We start from the raw sequence: 21,941 nt of genomic DNA, 5'->3' as shown, positions 1-21,941 counted from the left end.
CTTCAAGCACAACCCCGCGTTCGAGCAGATGGACTACCACTCGCTCAACGCGATGCTCAACCTGTATGGCGCGGACGGCAAGATCCAGTTCGACGCCGACAAGCGCGCGGCGCGCGAGTACTTCCTGCAGCACGTCAACCAGAACACCGTGTTCTTCCACTCGCTCAAGGAGCGCCTCGACTACCTCGTCGAGAAGGAGTACTACGACCCCACGGTGCTGGCGAAGTACTCGCTGGAGTTCATCCAGCGCCTGAACGATCTGGCGTACGACAAGAAGTTCCGCTTCGAGACGTTCCTCGGGGCGTTCAAGTACTACACCAGCTACACGCTGAAGACCTTCGACGGCAAGCGGTACCTCGAGCGGTTCGAGGACCGTGTCGTGATGACCGCGCTCGCCCTCGCCGACGGCGACGAGAAGGTGGCGGTGAGCCTGGTCGAAGAGATCATCTCCGGTCGCTTCCAGCCCGCGACGCCCACGTTCCTCAACGCGGGCAAGGCCCAGCGCGGCGAGCTGGTGTCGTGCTTCCTGCTGCGCATCGAAGACAACATGGAGTCGATCGCGCGCGGCATCAACTCGGCGCTGCAGCTGTCCAAGCGCGGCGGTGGCGTGGCGCTGCTGCTGTCGAACATCCGCGAGGCCGGCGCGCCGATCAAGCAGATCGAGAACCAGTCCTCGGGCATCATCCCCGTCATGAAGCTGCTCGAAGACAGCTTCAGCTACGCCAACCAGCTGGGCGCGCGCCAGGGTGCGGGAGCCGTGTACCTGTCGGCCCACCACCCCGACATCCTGCGCTTCCTCGACACCAAGCGCGAGAACGCCGACGAGAAGATCCGCATCAAGACGCTGTCGCTGGGCGTCGTCGTGCCCGACATCACGTTCGAGCTGGCCAAGAACGACGAGGACATGTACCTGTTCTCGCCGTACGACGTCGAGAAGGTCTACGGGATGCCGTTCGGCGACATCTCGGTCACCGAGAAGTACCGCGAGATGGTCGACGACCCGCGCATCAAGAAGACGAAGATCAACGCGCGCTCGTTCTTCCAGACGCTCGCCGAGATCCAGTTCGAGTCGGGCTACCCGTACATCATGTTCGAGGACACGGTGAACAAGGCCAACCCGATCAAGGGCCGCATCAACATGTCCAACCTCTGCAGCGAGATCCTGCAGGTGAACACGCCGACGACGTTCAACGAGGACCTCTCGTACGACCAGATCGGCAAGGACATCTCGTGCAACCTCGGGTCGATGAACATCGCCCTGGCGATGGATGCCGATGACCTCGGCCAGACGGTCGAGACCGCCATCCGCGCCCTCACCGCCGTGAGCGACCAGAGCCACATCGGCTCGGTGCGCTCGATCGAGGACGGCAACGACCGTTCGCACGCGATCGGGCTCGGGCAGATGAACCTGCACGGCTACCTCGCCCGCGAGCGCGTGCACTACGGCTCGGCCGAGGGCGTGGACTTCACGAACATCTACTTCTACACGGTGCTCTTCCACGCGCTGCGCGCCTCCAACCGGCTCGCGATCGAGCGGGGGCAGGCGTTCGACGGCTTCGCCGACTCGGCCTACGCGTCGGGGGAGTTCTTCGACAAGTACATCGACACCGCGTGGGTGCCCGAGACCGAGCGCGTCGCGCAGCTGTTCGCCGGCAAGCACATTCCTACGCAGGACGACTGGCGCGAGCTGAAGGCCTCGATCCAGGCCCACGGCATCTACAACCAGAACCTGCAGGCGGTGCCGCCGACCGGCTCGATCTCGTACATCAACAACTCGACGTCGTCGATCCACCCGATCGCGTCGAAGATCGAGATCCGCAAGGAGGGCAAGCTCGGCCGCGTCTACTACCCGGCGCCGTTCATGACGAACGACAACCTGGAGTACTACCAGGACGCGTACGAGATCGGCTACGAGAAGGTCATCGACACCTACGCCGCCGCCACCCAGCACGTCGACCAGGGCCTGTCGCTGACGCTGTTCTTCAAGGACACCGCCACGACCCGCGACATCAACAGGGCGCAGATCTACGCCTGGCGCAAGGGCATCAAGACGATCTACTACATCCGCCTGCGCCAGCTGGCGCTCGAGGGCACCGACATGAGCGAGTGCGTCTCGTGCATGCTGTGACCGTTTCGTCTCGCTTCGCCCGCTCAACGACCGTCATCAAGGACCGCTCATGACTCCTCCCGAAAGCCTCAAGCTGCTCGACCACGTGCAGGCGATCAACTGGAACCGCATCGAGGATGACAAGGACCTCGAGGTCTGGAACCGTCTCGTCAACAACTTCTGGCTGCCCGAGAAGGTGCCGCTGTCCAACGACATCCAGTCGTGGAACACGCTCACCCCCGACGAGCAGACCCTCACGATGCGGGTGTTCACGGGCCTGACGTTGCTCGACACGATCCAGGGCACCGTGGGCGCCGTCTCACTCATCCCCGACGCGATCACGCCCCACGAGGAGGCCGTCTACACGAACATCGCGTTCATGGAGTCGGTGCACGCCAAGAGCTACTCGTCGATCTTCTCGACGCTGTGCTCGACGCGCGAGATCGACGAGGCGTTCCGCTGGTCGGTCGAGAACCCGAACCTTCAGAAGAAGGCCTCGATCGTCATGGAGTACTACCAGGGCGACAACCCCCTCAAGCGCAAGGTCGCCTCGACCCTGCTCGAGAGCTTTCTGTTCTACTCCGGCTTCTACCTGCCGATGCACTGGTCGTCGCGCGCCAAGCTGACGAACACGGCCGACCTGATCCGCTTGATCATCCGCGATGAGGCCGTGCACGGGTACTACATCGGGTACAAGTTCCAGAAGGGGCTCGAGAAGGTCAGCCAGGCCGAGCGCGACGAGATCAAGGACTACACGTTCTCGCTGCTGTACGAGCTCTACGACAACGAGGTGCAGTACACGCAGGACCTCTACGACAGCGTCGGCCTGAGCGAAGACGTCAAGAAGTTCCTGCACTACAACGCCAACAAGGCGCTGATGAACCTCGGCTACGAGGCGATGTTCCCCTCGAGCGTCACCGACGTGAACCCGGCGATCCTGTCGGCGCTGTCACCGAACTCGGACGAGAATCACGACTTCTTCTCGGGCTCGGGCTCGTCGTACGTCATCGGCAAGGCCGTCGCGACCGAAGACGAGGACTGGGACTTCTAAGCGATTTCTGCGGCGTTTCGCGCGCGCGGGGCCTCTTAGTCCGCGTGACAAACCACCGTTTGCGTGAGACCGGCCGCATCGCGCGGCGTTTCGCGCGAACGGTGGTTTCTCGGCACCGAGGACGGATCGTGGTTGGCTGGGCGCATGAGAACTGTCGCGCGCTGGGCCCTCGCATCCGCCATGATCTTCGCCGGACTCAGCCACCTGCTGTGGGGCCGCGGGGCGTTCCAGGCGCAGGTTCCCGACTGGACGACCGAGCGCACCCCGCTCGACAAGGATGCCGTCGTCGTCGCCTCCGGCGTGGTCGAGGTGATGCTCGGTGCCGCGCTCGTGGTGCTGCCGGAGTCGCGCGGCCGCGTCGGAGCGATCCTCGCGGCCTTCTTCATCGCCGTGTTCCCCGGCAACATCGAGCAGTACGCGAAGAAGCGCGACGGGTTCGGCCTCGACACCGACCGCAAGCGCCTGGTGCGGCTGTTCTTCCAGCCCGCGCTCGTCGTGTGGGCGTGGTGGTCGACACGCGGGCGCTGAAGGGCCACGCGATGGCGCGCGCGGTCAGCGCCGGATCGAGGCGGTGACCGTGAACTTCGCGTTGCGCGCGATCTGGCGTGTCGGGCCCACGACGCGCTCGAGCGCCGGGCGGTAACGCAGGTGCGAGTTCCACACCGTCCACAGCTCGCCGCCCGGGCGAAGCACGCGCGCCGCCTCCGCGAACAGGCGTGGCGCGAGACCTTCGTGCACGGCGGCGCCGCTGTGGAACGGCGGGTTCAGCGCGATGAACGACGCGCTGCCGTCCTCGCGTGAGGCCAGTCCGTCGTCGCGGTTCACGCTCAGGCGGTCGGCGACGCCGTTCGCAGCGGCGGTCTCGCGGGCGGATGCCACGGCGGCCGCTGACCGGTCGCAGGCATAGACCCGCAGGTCGGGATGCCGCACCGCCAGCGCGGCGCCGACCACGCCCGTGCCGCACCCCAGGTCGATGGCGACATCATCCGCGGAGCCGGGGATCACGGCGGGCAGCTGCGCGAGCAGCATCCGGGTGCCGATGTCGATGGTGGCGCCGGCGAACACGCCGCCGTAGGCGCAGACGACGATCCCATCGACCGCGGCCTGCCTGGCGACGGGCTCGCGCCCCTCGCGCGGGGCGCGTGCCAGCAGCACGCGTGATTTCTGCCGGGCGTGCGTCACGTCGAGCGCGGCGAAGCTCTCGCGCAGCACGTCGTTCATCGCGACGGTCATATGCTTGATGCGCCCGCCGGCATATACCGCCACGTCCGGCGCCGCGTGGGCGGCGATCAGTCCCGCGACGTCGCGCAGCGCGTCGAGGGAGCGCGGCAGCCGCATCAGGACGACGCGGGCGTCCTGCACGGTCTCGGCGGTCAGGGGCAGGGAACGATATGTGAGGCCGAGGCCAACGCGCTCCGCGTTGGCGGCGAGGGCCTGCTCGCCCACCAGGTCGTCCTGATGCACGCGGATGCCGAGGCCCGAGGCTGCGCGATCGTCGAACGCCGCCGCCACCGAGAGCGTGAGCGCGCCGTGCGTGTCGCCGATCACGGCGATCTCGTCGGCCGAGACGGTGGCCCGCGCCGTGGCGGACTCGTCGAGGACCAGCCGGTCGGCGGCATCCGAGGCCCGCAGGTCGCCGGCCTCGACGTCGGGCCAGCGCCGCAGGGTGTCGAGGGGCAGATCCACGCGCTCTACGGTAGCCGTCCGCCACCGGGGTCCTGAGCCGGTGGCTGGTCGGCGACGAGCGAGCGGGCGAGGAGTGTCGACCCGGCGACCGCGGCCGGCATCGTGGCGACGGCGCCGAGGGGCACGAGAAAGCACAGCTGCGTCGCGAAGCCGAACCCGAGCGCGCGGGCCCGGTGCGCGCGCAGCAGGGTGCGGCGCGTGGCGCGGTCCATCCCGCGCGCGGTGAGCGCCCGAGACGACAGCTCGTCGGCCAGCAGCCAGCCCGTCGCCGTGACGCCGGTGACGGTGGCGATGACTCCGCCGACGACGGGGATGAAGCCGAGCAGGCCCGCGACCACCGCGATCAGCACGCCGCGCGCGACGAGCGAGACGGCGTCACCCACGCCCCGCCAGAACCCGTACCCCGCGTCGGGTACGCCCCCGGCATCCGCCCCGCCCTGCTCGCCGGTAGGCCGATCCTGCCCACGGGTCGCCAAAGAATGTCGGCTGGAGGCGCCGGAGGCGACATTATCTGGCGACTCGTCGGGGTGGGGTGGGGAGGCATGCGCACCGCTCGCCAATGAATGTCCTCCGGGGGCGCCGGATGGGGCGTTTTGTGGCGACTCGCGGGGGTGGGCTGGGGAGGCGGCGGAGGCCGCGCGGGCGCAGTCGCGCTCCACGGCGCGCCAGATGCGGTCGTAGAAGGGTTCGCCCACCACGAGCGTCAGCGCCGTGAACGACACGGCCACCAGCACGAGCGAGGCGCCGAGCATGGCGGTGCCTGCCGCCAGCCGGATGACGGTGGCCCACAACCCCGGCCAGTCCTCGGCGAACGGGGTGACGGCCTGGGTGAGCGCCGGCAGGTTCCACGCGAGCGCCACGAGTGCGGCGAGCAGCACCAACCCGACGAGGGCCGCGGGGATCAGGCCCAGCGCCATCGTCGCCGGGCGCCGGCGCCACCAGCCGAACCCCCGCGCCAGCAGGGTCACCCCCGAGAAGAATTCGCGCATCCTGACCACACTACGAGGCGATCAGCCGACGTCGACGAGCACCGCCTGCTGGATCGCCTCGTGCTCCCGGCGCCACGTGGTGACGTAGCCCCACAGGAAGAAGAACCCCACGATGGGCAGCAGCACGTCGGTGTAGAGGATGCTGCCCGAATTGCCCTGCGCCTCGTTGCCGGCCGTGAGGATCTGATAGACGTGCCCGCCGGCGGCGCCCCAGAGGAACAGCGCCGGCCCGAGCAGTGCCGCGAGCTTGACCATCCAGTGCTGGCGCCGGGGGAAGGCGAGGAAGCCGACGGCCGCGAAGCCCAGGCTGGCGAATGCCACCTCGAGCTGGAACGGGCTCTGGTCCCAGCCGATGATCTGCGCCGTGAAGTCGCCGAAGATGCTGTGCATGACGAAGTTGTAGACGTAGCTGACGCCCACCGACAGCAGCAGGAAGTGGTTGAGCAGGGCGCCCCACACCTGCACGGGCCGCAGCTCGCCCCGCCGGCGCCGGGTACGCAGCATCCCGATCCCCGCGGTGACGAGGCCGAGGACGAACAGGGTCACCGTGAAGTTCGACAGCACCAGCTCGATGCTCTCGCCGATCAGTTCGTCCATGACACTCCCCTCCGAGTGCGGCCGCCGCCGTGGCGTGCCGTCGCCAGAGTATCGGCGGGATGCCGCCGTGTCGCGCGCCGTGCGCACGGAACCGGCGCGGGGGGTACGTAGGCTGGTCTGGCACTGCCCGAAGGAGTCCTGTGTTCCGCACGCCGCTGTCGCTGTTCCGCACTCTCGCGATCGCCGAGGCCATCTCTTGGACGCTGCTGATCGGGGGACTGATCCTGCGGGCCACCGCGGATCTCGCGATCGCCGTCACCATCGGCGGCGGCATCCACGGCTTCGTCTTCCTCTCCTACGGCGCGACCGCGATCCTCGTGGCCAAGAACCAGCGCTGGCGAGCGGGGCCGACGATCGTCGCGATCGCGAGCGCCATCATCCCCTACGCCACGATCCCGACCGAGATCTGGCTGCATCGCTCCCGGCGGCTGGATGGCCCGTGGCGGCTGACGGCCACCTCCGACCCGCGCGACAGCGCCTGGCACGATCGCCTCATGCGCTGGTTCCTTCGGCGACCGTGGATGCTGGCGCTGCTCATCGCCGCCGCCGTGGTGCTGCTGTTCGTGGTGCTGCTGATCCTGGGCCCGCCCGGCGGACGGGAGTAGCCCGCCCATGCGCGTTCGCACCACCTCGACCAGCCGCACCTATCGCTACGTGCGGGTGGGCATCGTCGGAGCCGTGCTGCTGCTGATCGTCGGCGTCGTGACGGGCGCGATCATCGCGGGCCCCGTCACGTCGCTGAGCGCGGCCTATTACACCCCCGCGCGCGACCTGTTCGTCGGCGCGATCTTCGCCGTGGCCGCCGCGTTGATCGCCCTCTCGGGGCGCAGCCTCGAGCAGGCCCTGCTCGACAACGCGGCGATCCTCGCCGTCGTGATCGCGGTGGTGCCCACGCCCGTCGGCCCCGGGGACGCGCCCGGCTCGGCGGCCGTCTGCCCGACGGCGGCGACCTGCGTGCCGGAGGAGTACGTGCCCACCGTTGCCACGGGAGTGATCTCGCTCGTGATCGTGGGGGTGCTCGGCCTCGTGGCGGCGCTCGCGCTGGCCCGCGTGCAGGCGACCATGACGCACGGGTTCCGGGTGGCGCTCGGTGCGGCGGCGACGCTGGTGATCGGCACCGGACTGTGGTTCGCGCTGGCGCCCGCGGGGTTTCTGGCCTACGCCCACGTCACGGCGACCGTGGCGTTCTTCGCGCTCATCGCCGCGGTGGCAGCGATCGATGCCGTCGCGCCGACACGCGGGCGCCGGGGTGGCGGCATCCGCGGTCTGTACCTCGTGGTCGCCGGCGGGATCGTCGTGACCATCGCGGTGCTGGTGGTCGTGCTCACGCTGCGGCTCGCGGGCATCGACCTGGCGGCGGACTGGGGCGTGCCGATCGTGCTCTGGGGCGAGATCCTCGCGCTGGTGCTGTTCGGCGTGTTCTGGGTGACGCAGACCGTGGAGCTCTGGCACGACCCGGACCCGCGTTTTCGCAGCTGACGGCCCCGGGAATATCCCGGCGCCTCCCGTGTTGAACTTGATACGTCAGCGCGCAAGTTCTTAAACTTGCGGCTCATCCACTCAACTCAGGAGGCCTCGTGCCCAACGATGTCACACCCCCCACCGAGGGCGCCGGGGACGGCGCGAACGCGTTCGACGAGTTCATCGCGCGTTACCTCAACGGTGAGCGCACCCGCGCCGCCCGCTCGATCGATCTGAGCCGGTTCCTGGGTGCGCGCACGCAGCAGATTCTGCAGCGGGCCGGCCGGCTCGCGCTCGAACGCGGTCAGCGTGAGGTCGATGCCCTCCACGTGCTGCGGGTCATCGTGGGCGAGAGTCCGGCCCGCGAGGCGGTGGAACGACTGGGCGCCGACCCGCGCGCCATCGAGCGCGCCGCCGACGACCGACTGCCGATGGCGTCCACCCCCGCCGACGTCGACAGTGCGGTGGTGACGACGTCGGTGCAGCGCGCGCTGTTCCACGCCTTCCAAGTCGCCCGTTCGTCGGGCTCGACCTACATCGACCCCGAGCACCTCTTCTTCGCCCTCGTCATCGCGCAGGACGCCCCCGCCGGGCAGATCCTCGCGCAGGCGGGCGTCACGGCCGAGGCCCTGACGCAGGGCGCCCGCGAGACGATGACGCCCGTGGACGGCGAGGATGTGGTGACCGAGTCCGACACGCCGATGCTCGAGAAGTACGGCACCGATCTGACCGGACTGGCCGAGGCGAACCTGCTCGACCCCGTGATCGGCCGCGAGAACGAGATCGAGCAGACCATCGAGATCCTCGCCCGGCGCACGAAGAACAACCCCGTGCTGATCGGCGAGGCCGGCGTCGGCAAGACCGCCGTCGTCGAGGGCCTGGCCCGGGCGATCGTCGACGACGCCGTGCCGGCCCAGTTGCAGGGCAAGCGGGTGATCTCGCTGGATCTTCCCGCGATGCTCGCGGGCACGCGCTACCGCGGCGACTTCGAGGAGCGCCTGACGCAGACGATGGACGAGATCGCCGGGCACCGCGACGAGGTGATCGTGTTCATCGACGAGGTGCACACGGTGGTCGGCGCGGGCGGCGGGGGAGACGGCGGGATGGATGCCGGAAACATCCTCAAGCCGCGCCTCGCCCGGGGCGAGCTGCACCTGATCGGCGCGACGACCCTGTCGGAGTACCGCACCATCGAGAAGGATGCCGCCCTCGAGCGCCGGTTCCAGCCAGTGCGGGTGGGCGAGCCCTCCGTCGAGGTCGCCGTCGAGATCCTGCGCGGTCTGCGCACGGCGTACGAAGAGCATCACGGCGTGCAGTACACCGACGAGGCGCTGCGCGCCGCCGTCGAGCTGGGCGACCGCTACCTGCCCGACCGCGTGCTGCCCGACAAGGCGATCGACCTGATCGATCAGGCCGGTGCCCGCCTGCGGCTGCGTCGTGGCCCCGAGATCGACGTCGAAGAGCTGAGCGCCCGTCTGGAGCAGCTCGAGTCCGACAAGTCGGCCGCCGTGGCCGCCGAGGACTACGAGCAGGCGTCGCTGCTGCGCGACGAGATCGTCGCCGCCCAGCAGACGCTCGCGGGCGCGGCCGGCGACGCGGATGCCGCGGCGACGCTGGTGGTCGACGAGCCCGAGATCGCGGGCGTCATCAGCCGCGCCACCGGCATCCCCGTGTCGCGACTGACCGCGCCCGAGCGCGAGCGTCTGGCCGGCCTCGAGCATGAGCTGCACGCCCGGGTGATCGGGCAGGACGCCGCCGTCACCGCGGTGGCCAAGGCCGTGCGCAGAAACCGCACCGGCATGGGCGACGCCCACCGTCCGATCGGGTCGTTCCTCTTTCTCGGCCCGACCGGCGTCGGCAAGACCGAGCTGGCGAAGGCGCTCGCCGCGAGCGTGTTCGACGACGAGACGTCGGTGATCCGCTTCGACATGAGCGAGTTCGGCGAGCGGCACACCGTATCGCGCCTGGTCGGCGCGCCCCCCGGATACGTCGGCTTCGACGACGCGGGGCAGCTCACCGAGCGCGTGCGGCGCAACCCGTACGCGGTCGTGCTCTTCGACGAGATCGAGAAGGCGCACCCGGACGTGTTCAACCTGCTGCTGCAGATGCTCGACGACGGGCGCCTGACCGACGGTCAGGGCCGCACGGTCGACTTCCGCAACACGGTCGTGGTGATGACCTCGAACCTGGGGTCCGAGTTCCTCGCGTCCCGCTCCGGAGCCCTCGGCTTCGTCGCGGACGGCGGTGGCTCGACCGGCTTCGGCAGCGAGGACGAGCTGCGGGCGCGCGTCATGGGCAAGGTGCGCGAGGCCATGCGCCCCGAGCTGCTCAACCGCATCGACGAGATCGTGCTGTTCCGCAAGCTCGAGAAGTCGCAGCTGCGGCAGATCGTCTCGCTCGTCGCCGACGCGACCCGGGCGCGCCTGGCATCGCGGGACATCGACCTGGAGCTGACCGACGCAGCCATCGACTGGCTCGCCGAGACCGGCTACGAGCCCGAGTACGGGGCGCGGCCGCTGCGCCGCCTGGTGCAGCGCGAGATCGACGACCGCATCGCGGACCTGCTCGTCTCGGGCGTGCTGACCGACGGCGGCAGCGTGCGGGTGGATGCCGCGGGCACGGGCCTGCAGGTGAGCGCCGGTGTGCTGCAGAACGCGGCGTAACACCGTCGGGCGTGACACGATGGCGGAATGCAAGGCCTGCGTCACCAGCAACTGACCCTCCACAGCTCGGGGCATCTCGGGGCATCGCGCAACGTCGTCCTCGTCCGCGAGGGCACCATCGCGATCCCCGACCCCGACCCGCGCGTGACCTCGCGCTTCGGCGTGCGGCTCGTGTCGGTCGGGGTGCCCGCGGTCGACCTGGGCGACCGCGAGTCGTTCGGCGGGGAGACGCCCGACCAGGAGCAGGCGCAGGCGCTCGCGCGGGCGCTGCACGGGCAGGGCGTGACCGCCGACCGCCCGGCCGGCCTGGTCGCGCTCGGCGGCGTGGGATGGCGCGCCGTCGAGGCCGTCATCGCGCTCGGTCCCGCCATCGATCGGGTGGCGTTCGTGGGCCTGCGGGTGCCGGAGCAGCCGCTCGCGCAGAGCGACGTCGAGATCCTGCTGCGGCGCATCGAACCCGAGGTCCTGCTCGTACCCGGCGAGCATGGCGAGGGCGCGGACGCGCTCGCGTGGATCACGCAGCGTCTGCCCGAGGGACGGGCCTCGCGTGCCGAGGGCGGGTCGCTGCCCGCGGTGTGGCCGGCGCTGATGGAGCATCTGACGGTCGGAGTGGGCGCGGAGTGAACGAGCCCCGGACCGAGGAACGCGCGACCGCGGCGCACCCCGTCGTCGACCAGCTGGTCGAGCAGCTGCCGGAGGGCGCCGTCGCGACCGATGCCGAGACGCTGGCCCGCTGCAGTCGCGACGCCGCGACGTGGGCGGATTTCGCCGAGCCGCTGGCGGTGGTCTTCGCCCGCTCGATCGACGACGTCGTGGCCGTCATGCGCGCGGCATCCGCGCACGAGATCCCGGTGATCCCCCGGGGTGCGGGCACCGGCCTCTCGGGCGGGGCCAACGCGGTGACCGGATCGATCGTGCTCTCGCTGGAGCGGATGCGCACGATCATCGATGTGGATGCCGAAGAACGGTACGCCGTCGTCGAGGCGGGCGTGCTCAACGACGAGCTGCGCCGGTACGTCGCGTCGTTCGGCCTCTGGTATCCGCCCGATCCGGCCAGCGCCGAGATCAGCTCGATCGGGGGCAACGTCGCCACGAACGCCGGTGGCATCTGCTGCGTCAAGTACGGCGTCACGCGCGACTACGTGCTCGGCATGACCGTCGTGACGGCGTCGGGCGAGGTCGCCCACCTCGGCCGCACGACCGCCAAGGGCGTCACCGGCTACGACCTGACCGCGCTCATGGTGGGATCGGAGGGCACTCTGGGCGTCATCGTCGACGTCACCGTGCGCCTGCGGCCGCTGGCAGGCAGGCAGGAACGCGCCGTCGTCGGCTATTTCGCCAGCCTCGAGGACGCCGGTCACGCCGTCGCCGCGGTGACCGCCGACGGCATCGTGCCCTCCGCGCTGGAGCTGATCGATCGCACCTGCCTGCAGGCCGTGGCCGAGTGGCAGGGATGGGACCTTCCCGACGATGCGCGCGCCCTGCTGCTGGCCACCGTCGATGAGGTCGGCGAGGTCGGCGAGGTGCTGGCCGAGCGCCTCGCCGACCTGATGGTCTCGGCGGGCGGGGCGCAGGTCGAGCGCGCCGCGACGCCCGCCGAGGTCGCGCGGCTGTTCGCGGCCCGCAGGCTGGCCTACTCCGCCCTGGAGCGCGTCGGTCCGGTGCTGACCGAGGACGTCTGCGTGCCGCGCCGCGCCGTGCCCGAGGCGCTGGCGCGCATCGAGACGATCGCCGCGGAGACCGACACGCTGATCGCCAACATCGCCCACGCCGGCGACGGCAACCTGCATCCGCTGATCGTCGTCGACGACCAGGACGAGGAGGCCATGGCGCGGGCCGCCACCGCGTTCGCGCGCATCGTCGAGGAGTGCCGGGCGCTGGGCGGAACGGTCACCGGCGAGCACGGGGTGGGTCTGCTGAAGCTTCCCGGCGCGATGGGCGAGCTGAGCCCGGTCGTGCGGAGCATGCATCAGGCCGTCAAGGACGCCCTCGACCCGCGCGGCGTGCTCAACCCCGGCAAGGCGTTCCCGCCCCCGCGCCCCGACGCGTCCTGAGCCCCGCCGGTCGCCGTCTCAGTGGCGTTCGGGGGAGAGCCGGATGCGCACGATGTTGTCGGACTCGTCGAACTCGGCCACCTTCGGGTGCGCCTTCACGAAGTCCGAGAATGAGCGGAATCCGTACGACTTCTCGGTGAACGCGGGGTCCATCCGCTTCAAAAGTGACTTGACCGCCGACGCGTGCTGCCATTCCGAGTCGTCGCGGTCGTGACCGATGCGCAGGGCGCGTTCGAGCAGGTCGGCGGCCGGGTCGTTCGCCCGACGGCGCGAACGCGAACGGGTGGATGTCGCGGCATCCGTCTTCGGATCCTCGGTCTCGGTCCGCGCCACTCCGGGTAGCGCGTCGTAGTCGTCGAACTCGTCGCACGCGGCGGCCAGCGACTTCGCCGTCGATCCGGCGACCCCGACCCCGACCACGTACCGGCCGAGCCGCTTGCAGCGCTGCGCGAGCGGCACATAATCGGAATCGCCCGCGACGATCACGACGTGCGTGAGGTCGGGCAGGCGGAACATGTCTTCGACGGCATCCACGGCCAGCCGGATGTCGGCCCCGTTCTTGGCGTACGCCGCCGCGGGGAACAGCTGCACCAGGTCGACGGCGCGCGCCACCAGCTGGCTGCGGTAGACGGCGTTGACGGGCGCCGACCAGTCGGCGTAGGCGCGGGTGAGCACGAGGGTGCCGAACGACGCGGCGTAATCGATCACGGCGCCCACGTCGACCATGGCCTTGCCGAGCTTGTCGACGATCTCGGGCGCCGAGGCGTCGTCGCTGATCTTCTGGCGGTCGCGGGCATAGGCGTTGCGCCCGTGCACCCGGTCGTACCAGGACATCACGATGTTGTCGAAGTCGATGTAGACCGCGACGCGGGCGTCGGTGGAATCGGGCATGTCACTCCTCGCCGGGGTAGGTCACGCCGATCTGGCGTCGGATCTCGTCGAGCGTGCCCATGATGGCCACGGTCTCGTCGATCGTGAGGATGTCGCCGCGCAGGTTGCCCTCGGCCACGAGGCGCTCGGCGCCCAGCGCCTGGTACTGCATGCCCCGGCCCTCGACGCGCGAGGCGAAATCCTCGAGCACCGTGCCGTCGGGCGCAATGAGACGGAACGAGGTGGCGTTGTACCAGACGCGGTCGATGTCGATGCGGGCCTCTGTTCCGATGATCGTCGCGATGTTCGGCCCCGCCGCCCGCGCCGACGACAGGGTCGTCGACAGCGCGCCGCCGGCATGAGTGAACACGGTCGCGACCTCGCTGTCGGCACCGGTCAGTCCCGTGCGGGCGCTCGCGATGATGGTCTCGGGCTCGCCCAGCACGTCCCAGGCGAACGAGACGGGGTAGATGCCCAGGTCGAGCAGGGCGCCGCCGCCCAGCTCGAGGGCGTTCAGGCGGTGCAGGGGGTCGTCGGTGATGCGCTGGGTGTGGTCGGCGCTCAGCGCCCGCACGTCGCCGAGGGCGCCGCCGGTGACCAGCTCGCGCACCCGCACCATGTGCGGCAGGTAGCGCGACCACATCGCCTCCATCACGAGCACGCCCTGCCGCGCCGCCGCGTCGCGGACGGCCGCCGCCTCGCGCGCGTTGAGCGTGAACGGCTTCTCGACGAGCACGTGCTTTCCGGCTTCGATCGCCGCGATCGCGTTCTCGGCGTGCCCCGGGTGCGGCGTGGCGACGTAGATGATGTCGACGTCGGGGTCGTCCATCAGCGCGGCGTAGCTGCCGTGCGCGCGCGGGATGCCGAACTCGTCGGCGAACCGCTGCGCCGACTCGGGCGAGCGCGACCCCACCGCCACGGGATTCAGCCCGGCCGTGCGCAGGTCGTTCGTGAACAGACGGGCGATCAGGCCCGTCGCGAGTATGCCCCAGCGCAGTCCTGTCATGCGTCGAGCCTACGCGCCGGCATCCAGCGCGGCGCGCAGATCGGCCACGATGTCGCCCGGATCCTCCAGGCCGATCGAGAGACGGATCGTCGTCGGCCCGATGCCCGCCTCGGCCAGCTGCGCGGGTGAGAGATGGCCGTGGGTCATGGATGCCGGGTGCGAGACGAACGAGCGCGCGTCGCCGATGTTGGCGACCAGGCGCACGACCCGCAGGCCGTCGATCACGCGCTCGACGCGGCGGTCGTCGGCCGCGGCGTCGCCCGTGGCGACCAGATCGAATGCGAAGACCGCCGACGCGCCGCGGGGCAGGTAGTGCCGCGCCCGCTCGTGCCACGAGTTCGCCTCGAGCCCCGGGTGATGCACACGCGCGACGGCGGGGTGCTCGTCCAGCGCCTGCGCCACCTCGAGGGCCGTGCGGGAGTGGCGCTGCATCCGGATGTCGAGGGTCTCGATGCCCTGCAGCAGCTGCGCCGCCGCCCACGCCGACAGCGTGGGGCCGAAGTCGTGCACGTACCGGGTCTTGAGGTACACGGTCAGCGCCTGGCCGGCGCCGAAGCGCTCCCAGAGCACGAGATCGCCGAACCGGGGGTACGCCCGGGTGAACTGGGGCCAGCGCTCGGGCGCGGCGCCGAAGTCGAAGCTGCCGATATCCACCACCACGCCGCCGAGCGCACTGCCGTGCCCGCCCAGGTACTTGGTCGCGGAGTGCACGATGATGTCGGCGCCGTGATCGCCCGGCCGCAGCAGATAGGGCGTCGCGACCGTGTTGTCGATCACGAGCGGCACGCCCGCCTCGTGCGCGATGTCGGCGACGGCCCGCACATCGAGCACGGTCGCGAGCGGGTTGGTGATCGACTCGGCGAAGAAGGCGCGGGTCTCGGGGCGCACGGCGGCGCGCCAGCCGTCGAGGTCGTCCTGGTCGACGAACGTGACGTCGATGCCGAGGCTCGCGAGCGAGTCGTCGAGCAGGTCGACGGTGCCGCCGTAGAGCTGGCGCGCGGCGACGACGTGGTGGCCTGCCGAGGCCAGGGCGAGGATCGCACCGGCCGCGGCGGCCTGGCCCGAGGCGACGGCGGCGGCCGAGCGCCCGCCTTCGAGCCGTGCCACGCGCTCCTCGAGCACGAGCTGGGTGGGGTTGGAGCTGCGGCTGTAGGTGTTGCCGAGCGTGCGCAGCGCGAAGACGTCACGGGCCTGCGCGAGCGACGCGAACTCGTAGGCGTTCGACTGGTACACCGGCGGGATCGCCGTGTTCTGGGCGACGCCCGGGGTGTACCCCGACTGCACCTGCACCGTCGCGAACGCGGCGCCCGCATCCGGGCGCGCGGGCAGGAGGGGATCGCTCATGCCGACATCGTCACACGCGCGCCGCGGCGGGCCGAAGGCGTGTGTCGCTGTATTGCGGAGCCGGGCGCGGGCGCGCGGGCGGCACGCCCCCTGGAAACCACCGTTCGCGCGAGACCTGCCGCATCGCGGGGCGTTTCGCGCGAACGGTGGTTTCTCGTCAGGGGACGATGGCGACTCAGGGGACGATGGCGATCTTGCCGTCGGCGCCCGACTCGACGGCCCGGTGCGCGTCGGCCGCGTCGGCGAGGGCGAACGAGGGGCCCTGCTCGATCGAGAAGGCGCCCGCGGCCAGCAGCGCGACGGTGACCGGCAGCGCCTCGGCGCGCCAGGCGAGCTCGATGTCGGCGAGCGGATTCGCGCTGCCCCCGCCGAACGCGCGGATGCCGAAGTCGGCGGCATCCCGGCCCCGCACGATCGTCGCGATGCGGTCGCGGTCGGCGACGAGCGCGAGCGAGGTCTCGATCGCCTCGTCCGTGCCGGCGGTGTCGAGGGCCACGGTCACGCCGTCGGGCGCCGCATCGCGCACGCGCTGCTCGAGGCCGTCGCCGTATGCCACGGGCGTCGCGCCCAGGTCGCGCACGCGGTCGAAGCGGCGCGGGCTGGCGGTCGCGATCACCGTTGCACCCCAGAGCACGGCGTACTGCACGGCCATCTGGCCGACGGCTCCCGAACCCGCGTGGACGAGCAGCGTGTCGCCGGCGCCGACACGCAGGGAGCGCAGCGCCTGATAGGCGGTGCCCGCGGGGATGCCGATCCCGGCGGCCGCGGCGGCGGTGACGGACGGGGGACGCGGGACCGCGTTGGCGGCGTCGACGACCAGCTCGGTGGCGTAGGTGCCGCCGGTGTCGCGGAAGGCCACGGCGTCGCCGACCGAGAAGCCGAGCACGTCTTCCGCGACCGCCGCCACGACGCCGGCGCCGTCACGGCCCACGCGGCGCGGCTTGTCGAGCGAGCCGCCGGAGCGGGCTCCGGAGCGCATCTTCGCGTCGATGGGGTTCACACCCGCGGCTTGGATGCGCACCAGGATCTGGCCGGGGCCCGGGGCGGGCGTGGGGATCTCCTGCAGCCGCAGCACGTCGGCGTCGCCGAACTCGCTGTACTGAATCACCTGGGTCATGGGTGCTCCTTCGTCTCGGGGGAGTGCGTGCGGGTTCTGTTCCGCGGGTCGGGTGTCAGTGGGAGGGCAGGCCCCGGTCGGCGAGGGTCTGGCGAAGCTGCTCCCGCCCGTGCAGGGCGGCCGTGTCGGTGACGCGGGTGACCACGCCGTCCTGCCAGCCGCGGGAGCGACCGTGCCGGGAGTTGTGGGCGCGCAGTGCCTCGTCGTAGCGTGTCAGCTCGTCCGCGACGGCCGGCCGGTACGTCTCGTCATGGCGCACGATGCGCTGCGGCAGCCGCGGCTTGACCGCGGCGCTCTCGTCGGGGTGCGCGGTGCCGATCGCGAGTCCGGCCACGGGGAAGGACCCCTCCGGCAGGCCGAGGAAGTCCGCCATCTGCGCGGCCCGATTGCGCACGGCGCCGACGTACACGGTGCCGTAGCCGAGCGCCTGGGCCGCGACGACGGTGTTCTGCGCGGCGATGGCGGCGTCGATCGCGCCGACCATGGTCGACTCGAGGTAGTCGAGTGCCTCGGGCTCTCGCCCGGCCTCGCGTGCGAGGGTGCGTCCGCGTGACCAGTCCGCCACGAACACCAGGAACAGCGGCGCCTGCCGGATGAAGTCCTGATCGCCGGCCAGTGCTGCCGCCTGGTCCTTGCGTTCCGGGTCGCGGAGCACCACGACGCTCCACACCTGCAGGTTCGACGACGTCGACGCCGACTGCGCGGCGGCGATCAGGGTGTCCACGGTGGTGTCGTCGATTGGCTCGTCGGAAAAATGGCGCACGGAGTGGTGGCGCAGCAGCAGCGGGACGACGCCGTTCGCGTCCTCGCGCACGCCGGGAGCGGGCGCGCCGCCGTAGCGGGCCTCGGCCGCGGCGGCGGGGTCGTCGGGGATGCGGTGCTCTGCCATCGCTGCCACCCTACCGGCGGTGCGCAGCGACGGCTCCGGCCGCTCAACCCTCGCGCAGGGCCTTGGCGATGCGCTGGGGCGAGACCGGCTCGGCCGTTCCGAGCGACTGGGCGAACAGGCTGACGCGGAGCTCCTCGAGCAGCCAGCGCGCGCGCACGAGGTTCGGCGCGGCATCCTCCGCGAGGGGGAGGGCGCCCCCGGCGTCGACGTATGCGGCGGCGGCGCGCTCGTACTCGCTCATGCGCTGCCGGTCGCGCCCCGGATTGTCGGCGAGCCCCTGCAGCCGCATCCGCGCCGCGTCGAGGTAGCGCGGCAGGTGCGCCAGGCGCGCGGTGCCCGTTCGCGAGACGAAACCCGGGTGCAGCAGCGCCGCCAGCTGCCCGCGCACATCGTTCAGGGCGCCCAGCAGCGTCAGCGAGTTCTGCGTGCGCAGGTCGCGCTCGGCGTCGCGATGCAGCGCGATGATGCGCGCGACCAGCGACACGCACGAGAAGAGGCCGTCGACGATGCCGGCCGAGACGGCATCCCGCACCCGCGCGAAGTCGGCCTCGGTGCGGACGACCCCGTCGGGGACGACCCCGGCGATGAGCGCATCGGCGACCGCCACGCGGCAGTCCTCGATCAGCGCCTTCGCCGAGGCGTACGGCGACGCCGCCAGCGCGAGCTTCTCCTTCGCCGTCAGGTGCTCCTGCACGTACCCCACGGGAGAGGGCACGGCCAGCAGCACCAGGCGACGGATGCCGGCGCGCAGCGACCGCGCCGCGGCATCCGGGGTCGACTCCACGCGCAGGGCGACGCTCGCGCCCTCGTCGACGAGGGTCGGGTAGCCGCGCACCACGCCTCCGGCGACCTTCGTGTCGACCACCTCGGGCAGCGTGCCCACGTGCCAGGTGATGATGCCGGTGCGCTCCCGCACCCCCGCGGGGGCGGCTCCCGCGCTCGCGCTCGCGACGAGCGATGCCGGTCCCGTGCCGGGCTGTCCGGGCCCGTCCGCGCCGCGGCGCGGGCCCCGCTCGGATCCGTCTGCGCGCAGTCGCGAGGCGACGCTCTCGCGGGCGCGGCCGGCGAGCGCGTCCTGCAGCTCCGACAGGTTGCGACCGGCCCCGGCCGTGCGCCCGCGCCCGTCGACGACGCGGAAGGCCATGCGCAGGTGCGCCGGCACCCGGTCGAGGTCGAAGTCGGCGGCGGTGACCCTCTGGTTCGCCACGCGCTGCACGCGGCGGGCGAGCGCGTCGACCAGGGACTCGGGCGGGAGCCCCGCGTGGTCCTCGGGGCCGGAGCCCGCGAGCTCCTCCGCGAAGCGCGCCGCCCAGTCGGCCGCCGGCACGACGTTGCGGCGGATCACCTTGGGCAGCGCGCGCAGCAGCCCGGCGATCAGCTCGGCGCGCAGGCCGGGCACCTGCCAGTCGAATCCGTCCGGGCGCAGCCCGGCGAGCAGCGGCAGGGGCACGACGACGTTCACGCCGTCGTCGTCGGCGCCCGGCTCGAAGCGGTAGGCCAGGGTCAGCGTCTGATCGCCCTGCGTCCAGCGGGTGGGGAACTCGCGTGCGTCGGCTCGCGCGTCGCCCTCGATCAGGTCGTCCTCGCGCATCGAGAGCAGATTCGGCGTGCGCGCCTGCGCGTCGCGCCACCAGGTCTCGAACGAGCGCACATCGAAGACGTCGCGGGGCACACGGGTGTCGTAGAAGTCGAAGACGGCCTCGTCGCCGGCGAGGATGTCGCGGCGGCGCTCGCGTTCCTCGAGCTTCTCCAGGCGGCGGCGCAGCTCGTGGTTCGCCCGCGCGAAGGCGGTGAGCCGCTTGTCGATCCGGTCGGCGTTCCATTCGCCCTCGACCAGGGCGTGGCGCACGAAGAGCTCGCGTGCGGCGGCGCGGTCGATGCGCGCGAACTGCACCCGGCGGCGGGGGATGATCTCGACCCCGAACAGGGTGACCTTCTCGTACGCGACGGCCGCGCCGGCATCCTTCGACCAGTGCGGCTCGTTCACCTGACGCTTGGCCAGGTCGCCCGCGAGGGCTTCGGCCCACGCGGGGTCGATCGCTGCGACCGTGCGCGCGAACAGGCGCGACGTCTCGACCAGCTCGGCCGCCATCACCGCCTGCGGGCGCTTCTTCTTGAGCCCCGAGCCGGGAAAGACGGCGAACCGGATGCCGCGGGCGCCGAGGTACTCCGCCGGTGCCGGCCGGCGGTCTCGGCGCTCGTTCGTCGCCTTCGCGAGGGCGCGTGCGTCGAGCACGCCGATATGCGAGAGCAGCCCGGCGAGGATCGCGCGGTGGATGGCGTCCGGGTCGGGGGTGCCGTGCGTTTCGTCTCGCGTTGCTCGCTCAACGCCCGGGGTGGCGTCGGTGCGCACGAGCGAGCGCAGCTGCCGGTGCACGTCGAACCACTCGCGCACGCGCACGTAGTTGAGGTGCTCGGCCCGGCACAGGCGCCGGAACGCGCTCGAGCCGAGCTCACGGGCCTGTTCGCGCAGGTGGTTCCACAGGTTCAGCAGGGTGAGAAAGTCGCTGGTGGGGTCGGTGAACCGGGCGTGCAGCCGGTCGGCCTGATCGCGCACGGCCTCCGGGCGCTCCCGCACGTCCTGGATCGACATCCCGGCGACGATCGCGAGCACCGCGTCGGCGGCTCCCGTGCGCTGCGCTTCGATGAGCATGCGGGCGAACCGGGGATCGATCGGCATCCGCGCGATCTCGTGCCCGGTCTTGGTCAGCCGCGGCTCGGAACCCGGACGCAGCGTGACGGCGCGCAGCTCGACGAGCAGGTCGAGCGCGGCCTTGACCCCGCGGGAGTCGGGCGGGGTGAGGAACGGGAACGCCTGGATGTCGCCGAAACCCAGCGCGAGCATCTGCAGGATGACCGACGCCAGGCTCGTGCGCAGGATCTCGGGTTCGGTGAACTCCGGACGCTTCGCGAAGTCTTCCTCGGAGTAGAGGCGGATCGCGACGCCGTCGCTCGTGCGCCCCGCCCGTCCCGAGCGCTGCTGGGCGGAGGCCTGCGAGACCGGCTCGATCGGCAGACGCTGCACCTTCGCCCGGTTGCTGTAGCGAGAGATGCGGGCGGTGCCGACGTCGATGACGTACTTGATGCCCGGCACGGTCAGGCTGGTCTCGGCGACGTTGGTGGCGAGGATCACGCGCCGCCGCAACCCGGCGACGCTCGTGCGCTCGAACACGCGGTGCTGCTCGGCGGCGCTCAGGCGCCCATAGAGGGGGAGCACCTCGGTGGGCGAGGCGTCGGCGGAGTACGCCGCGCGCACCGCGTCCGCGGCATCCCGGATCTCGGCCTCGCCGGGGAGGAACACGAGGACGTCGCCGGCGGGCTCGCGGTCGAGTTCGCGGAGCGCCGCGACGACGCCCGCGATCTCGTCGCCGTCGGCGTCGTAGGCGGCGGGGGCGGGCGTTTCGTCTCGCTGCGCTCGCTCAACGACCGGATCGTCTCGCTGCGCTCGCTCAACGACCAGCGCGCGGTAGCGCACCTCGACGGGGTAGGTGCGCCCCGACACCTCGACGATCGGCGCCGGCCGGCCGGCGGCATCCGCGAAATGCGCCGCGAAGCTCTCGGGATCGATCGTCGCCGACGTGATGATGAGCTTCAGATCCGGGCGCTCGGGCAGGATGCGGTGCAGATAGCCGAGCAGGAAGTCGACGTTGAGGCTGCGCTCGTGCGCCTCGTCGACGATGACCGTGTCGTAGCGGCGCAGCAGGCGGTCGCGATGGATCTCGTTGAGCAGGATGCCGTCGGTCAACAGGGCCACGCGCGTGGCGTCGGAGACCTTGTCGGTGAAGCGCACCTTGTAGCCGACGGTCGTGCCGAGCTCGACGTCGAGCTCGTCGGCGATGCGCTCGGCGATCGTGCGCGCGGCGATGCGGCGGGGCTGCGTATGGGCGATTCTCTCGCGGCCCAGCTCGAGGCAGATCTTCGGCAGCTGCGTCGTCTTGCCCGAGCCCGTCGCCCCGGCGACGATCACGACCTGATGATCCCGGATCGCGGCGGCGATCTCGTCACGGGCGGCGCTGACCGGCAGCTCGGGCGGGTACGAGATCACACCGTCGAGGGGAGAGGCGGTGGACGCGGACATGACCCTCCATGGTACGGCGACGGGCCGCC

Annotated in this window: 17 protein-coding genes; 8 read left to right on the top strand and 9 right to left on the bottom strand. The window is 71.3% G+C overall.

The window, feature by feature from the left end:
• Positions 1-28: 28 nt before the first annotated feature.
• From nrdE to M4I32_RS03625, 3 genes are all read left to right on the top strand, one after another.
• Positions 29-2,128: a class 1b ribonucleoside-diphosphate reductase subunit alpha gene (nrdE, locus tag M4I32_RS03635; RefSeq protein ID WP_413466779.1), complete on the top strand. Its 2,100-nt coding sequence runs from the start codon at positions 29-31 to the stop codon at positions 2,126-2,128.
• A gap of 49 nt (positions 2,129-2,177) precedes the next feature.
• Positions 2,178-3,158, top strand: a complete 981-nt coding sequence (gene nrdF, locus M4I32_RS03630; RefSeq protein WP_319033125.1) for a class 1b ribonucleoside-diphosphate reductase subunit beta — start codon at positions 2,178-2,180, stop codon at positions 3,156-3,158.
• Positions 3,159-3,302: 144 nt separating this feature from the next.
• Entirely contained in the window at positions 3,303-3,686 is a 384-nt protein-coding gene (locus M4I32_RS03625; RefSeq protein WP_319033124.1) for a hypothetical protein, read from the top strand.
• 24 nt (positions 3,687-3,710) lie between these two features.
• Here M4I32_RS03625 and M4I32_RS03620 read toward each other — a convergent pair whose 3' ends face one another.
• From M4I32_RS03620 to M4I32_RS03610, 3 genes are read right to left on the bottom strand one after another with little or no spacing between them, the layout of a single operon-like run.
• The gene (locus M4I32_RS03620) at positions 3,711-4,844 is read right to left on the bottom strand and encodes a class I SAM-dependent methyltransferase (protein WP_319033123.1); all 1,134 of its coding nucleotides are present in this window, start codon (positions 4,842-4,844) and stop codon (positions 3,711-3,713) included.
• Between the two features lie 5 nt (positions 4,845-4,849).
• Complete coding sequence (locus M4I32_RS03615; protein ID WP_319033122.1) at positions 4,850-5,833, bottom strand: EI24 domain-containing protein; 984 nt, start codon at positions 5,831-5,833, stop codon at positions 4,850-4,852.
• Positions 5,834-5,854: 21 nt separating this feature from the next.
• A complete protein-coding gene (locus tag M4I32_RS03610) occupies positions 5,855-6,430 on the bottom strand; it encodes a DUF6790 family protein (RefSeq protein WP_319033121.1) in 576 nt (191 codons plus the stop codon).
• Between the two features lie 140 nt (positions 6,431-6,570).
• On the opposite strand from M4I32_RS03610, the gene M4I32_RS03605 reads away from it, so the two are divergent.
• From M4I32_RS03605 to M4I32_RS03585, 5 genes are all read left to right on the top strand, one after another.
• Complete coding sequence (locus tag M4I32_RS03605; RefSeq protein ID WP_319033120.1) at positions 6,571-7,035, top strand: DUF3817 domain-containing protein; 465 nt, start codon at positions 6,571-6,573, stop codon at positions 7,033-7,035.
• Between the two features lie 7 nt (positions 7,036-7,042).
• Positions 7,043-7,909 (top strand): hypothetical protein, encoded by an 867-nt coding sequence (locus M4I32_RS03600; protein ID WP_319033119.1) that lies wholly within the window; start codon positions 7,043-7,045, stop codon positions 7,907-7,909.
• Between the two features lie 98 nt (positions 7,910-8,007).
• A complete protein-coding gene (locus M4I32_RS03595; protein WP_319033118.1) occupies positions 8,008-10,554 on the top strand; it encodes an ATP-dependent Clp protease ATP-binding subunit in 2,547 nt (848 codons plus the stop codon).
• Between the two features lie 27 nt (positions 10,555-10,581).
• Positions 10,582-11,178 (top strand): hypothetical protein, encoded by a 597-nt coding sequence (locus M4I32_RS03590; protein WP_319033117.1) that lies wholly within the window; start codon positions 10,582-10,584, stop codon positions 11,176-11,178.
• A complete protein-coding gene (locus M4I32_RS03585; protein WP_319033116.1) occupies positions 11,175-12,608 on the top strand; it encodes an FAD-binding oxidoreductase in 1,434 nt (477 codons plus the stop codon). Before M4I32_RS03590 ends, M4I32_RS03585 begins: the two co-directional genes overlap by 4 nt.
• A gap of 18 nt (positions 12,609-12,626) precedes the next feature.
• Here M4I32_RS03585 and M4I32_RS03580 read toward each other — a convergent pair whose 3' ends face one another.
• From M4I32_RS03580 to hrpA, 6 genes are all read right to left on the bottom strand, one after another.
• Positions 12,627-13,499, bottom strand: a complete 873-nt coding sequence (locus M4I32_RS03580) for an NYN domain-containing protein (RefSeq protein WP_319033115.1) — start codon at positions 13,497-13,499, stop codon at positions 12,627-12,629.
• A gap of 1 nt (position 13,500) precedes the next feature.
• Positions 13,501-14,484 (bottom strand): Gfo/Idh/MocA family oxidoreductase, encoded by a 984-nt coding sequence (locus M4I32_RS03575; protein WP_319033114.1) that lies wholly within the window; start codon positions 14,482-14,484, stop codon positions 13,501-13,503.
• A 9-nt stretch (positions 14,485-14,493) separates the two neighbouring features.
• Positions 14,494-15,828, bottom strand: coding sequence for an O-acetylhomoserine aminocarboxypropyltransferase/cysteine synthase family protein (locus M4I32_RS03570; protein WP_319033113.1), 1,335 nt, complete (start codon positions 15,826-15,828; stop codon positions 14,494-14,496).
• 175 nt (positions 15,829-16,003) lie between these two features.
• Positions 16,004-16,945, bottom strand: coding sequence for an NADP-dependent oxidoreductase (locus M4I32_RS03565; RefSeq protein WP_319033112.1), 942 nt, complete (start codon positions 16,943-16,945; stop codon positions 16,004-16,006).
• A 55-nt stretch (positions 16,946-17,000) separates the two neighbouring features.
• Positions 17,001-17,834, bottom strand: coding sequence for an NADPH-dependent oxidoreductase (locus tag M4I32_RS03560; protein ID WP_319033111.1), 834 nt, complete (start codon positions 17,832-17,834; stop codon positions 17,001-17,003).
• A gap of 43 nt (positions 17,835-17,877) precedes the next feature.
• Entirely contained in the window at positions 17,878-21,912 is a 4,035-nt protein-coding gene (gene hrpA / locus M4I32_RS03555) for an ATP-dependent RNA helicase HrpA (protein WP_319033110.1), read from the bottom strand.
• Positions 21,913-21,941 lie beyond the last annotated feature (29 nt).

Origin of the sequence: Microbacterium sp. LRZ72 (genome assembly GCF_033792225.1) — a bacterium.
GTDB lineage: Bacteria > Actinomycetota > Actinomycetes > Actinomycetales > Microbacteriaceae > Microbacterium.
Note: the sequence above shows the minus strand (reverse complement) of the source record. Positions and strands in the feature narration are given on the sequence as shown.

Bases quoted from the DNA above. Each gene is read 5' to 3' on its own strand.
- M4I32_RS03615 (WP_319033122.1), bottom strand. From the start codon at position 5,833: ATGCGCGAATTCTTCTCGGGGGTGACCCTGCTGGCGCGGGGGTTCGGC.
- M4I32_RS03600 (WP_319033119.1), top strand. From the start codon at position 7,043: ATGCGCGTTCGCACCACCTCGACCAGCCGCACCTATCGCTACGTGCGG.
- nrdF (WP_319033125.1), top strand. From the start codon at position 2,178: ATGACTCCTCCCGAAAGCCTCAAGCTGCTCGACCACGTGCAGGCGATC.
- M4I32_RS03565 (WP_319033112.1), bottom strand. From the start codon at position 16,945: ATGACCCAGGTGATTCAGTACAGCGAGTTCGGCGACGCCGACGTGCTG.
- M4I32_RS03610 (WP_319033121.1), bottom strand. From the start codon at position 6,430: ATGGACGAACTGATCGGCGAGAGCATCGAGCTGGTGCTGTCGAACTTC.
- M4I32_RS03560 (WP_319033111.1), bottom strand. From the start codon at position 17,834: ATGGCAGAGCACCGCATCCCCGACGACCCCGCCGCCGCGGCCGAGGCC.
- M4I32_RS03570 (WP_319033113.1), bottom strand. From the start codon at position 15,828: ATGAGCGATCCCCTCCTGCCCGCGCGCCCGGATGCGGGCGCCGCGTTC.
- M4I32_RS03580 (WP_319033115.1), bottom strand. From the start codon at position 13,499: ATGCCCGATTCCACCGACGCCCGCGTCGCGGTCTACATCGACTTCGAC.
- nrdE (WP_413466779.1), top strand. From the start codon at position 29: ATGGACTACCACTCGCTCAACGCGATGCTCAACCTGTATGGCGCGGAC.
- hrpA (WP_319033110.1), bottom strand. From the start codon at position 21,912: ATGTCCGCGTCCACCGCCTCTCCCCTCGACGGTGTGATCTCGTACCCG.
- M4I32_RS03575 (WP_319033114.1), bottom strand. From the start codon at position 14,484: ATGACAGGACTGCGCTGGGGCATACTCGCGACGGGCCTGATCGCCCGT.
- M4I32_RS03625 (WP_319033124.1), top strand. From the start codon at position 3,303: ATGAGAACTGTCGCGCGCTGGGCCCTCGCATCCGCCATGATCTTCGCC.
- M4I32_RS03590 (WP_319033117.1), top strand. From the start codon at position 10,582: ATGCAAGGCCTGCGTCACCAGCAACTGACCCTCCACAGCTCGGGGCAT.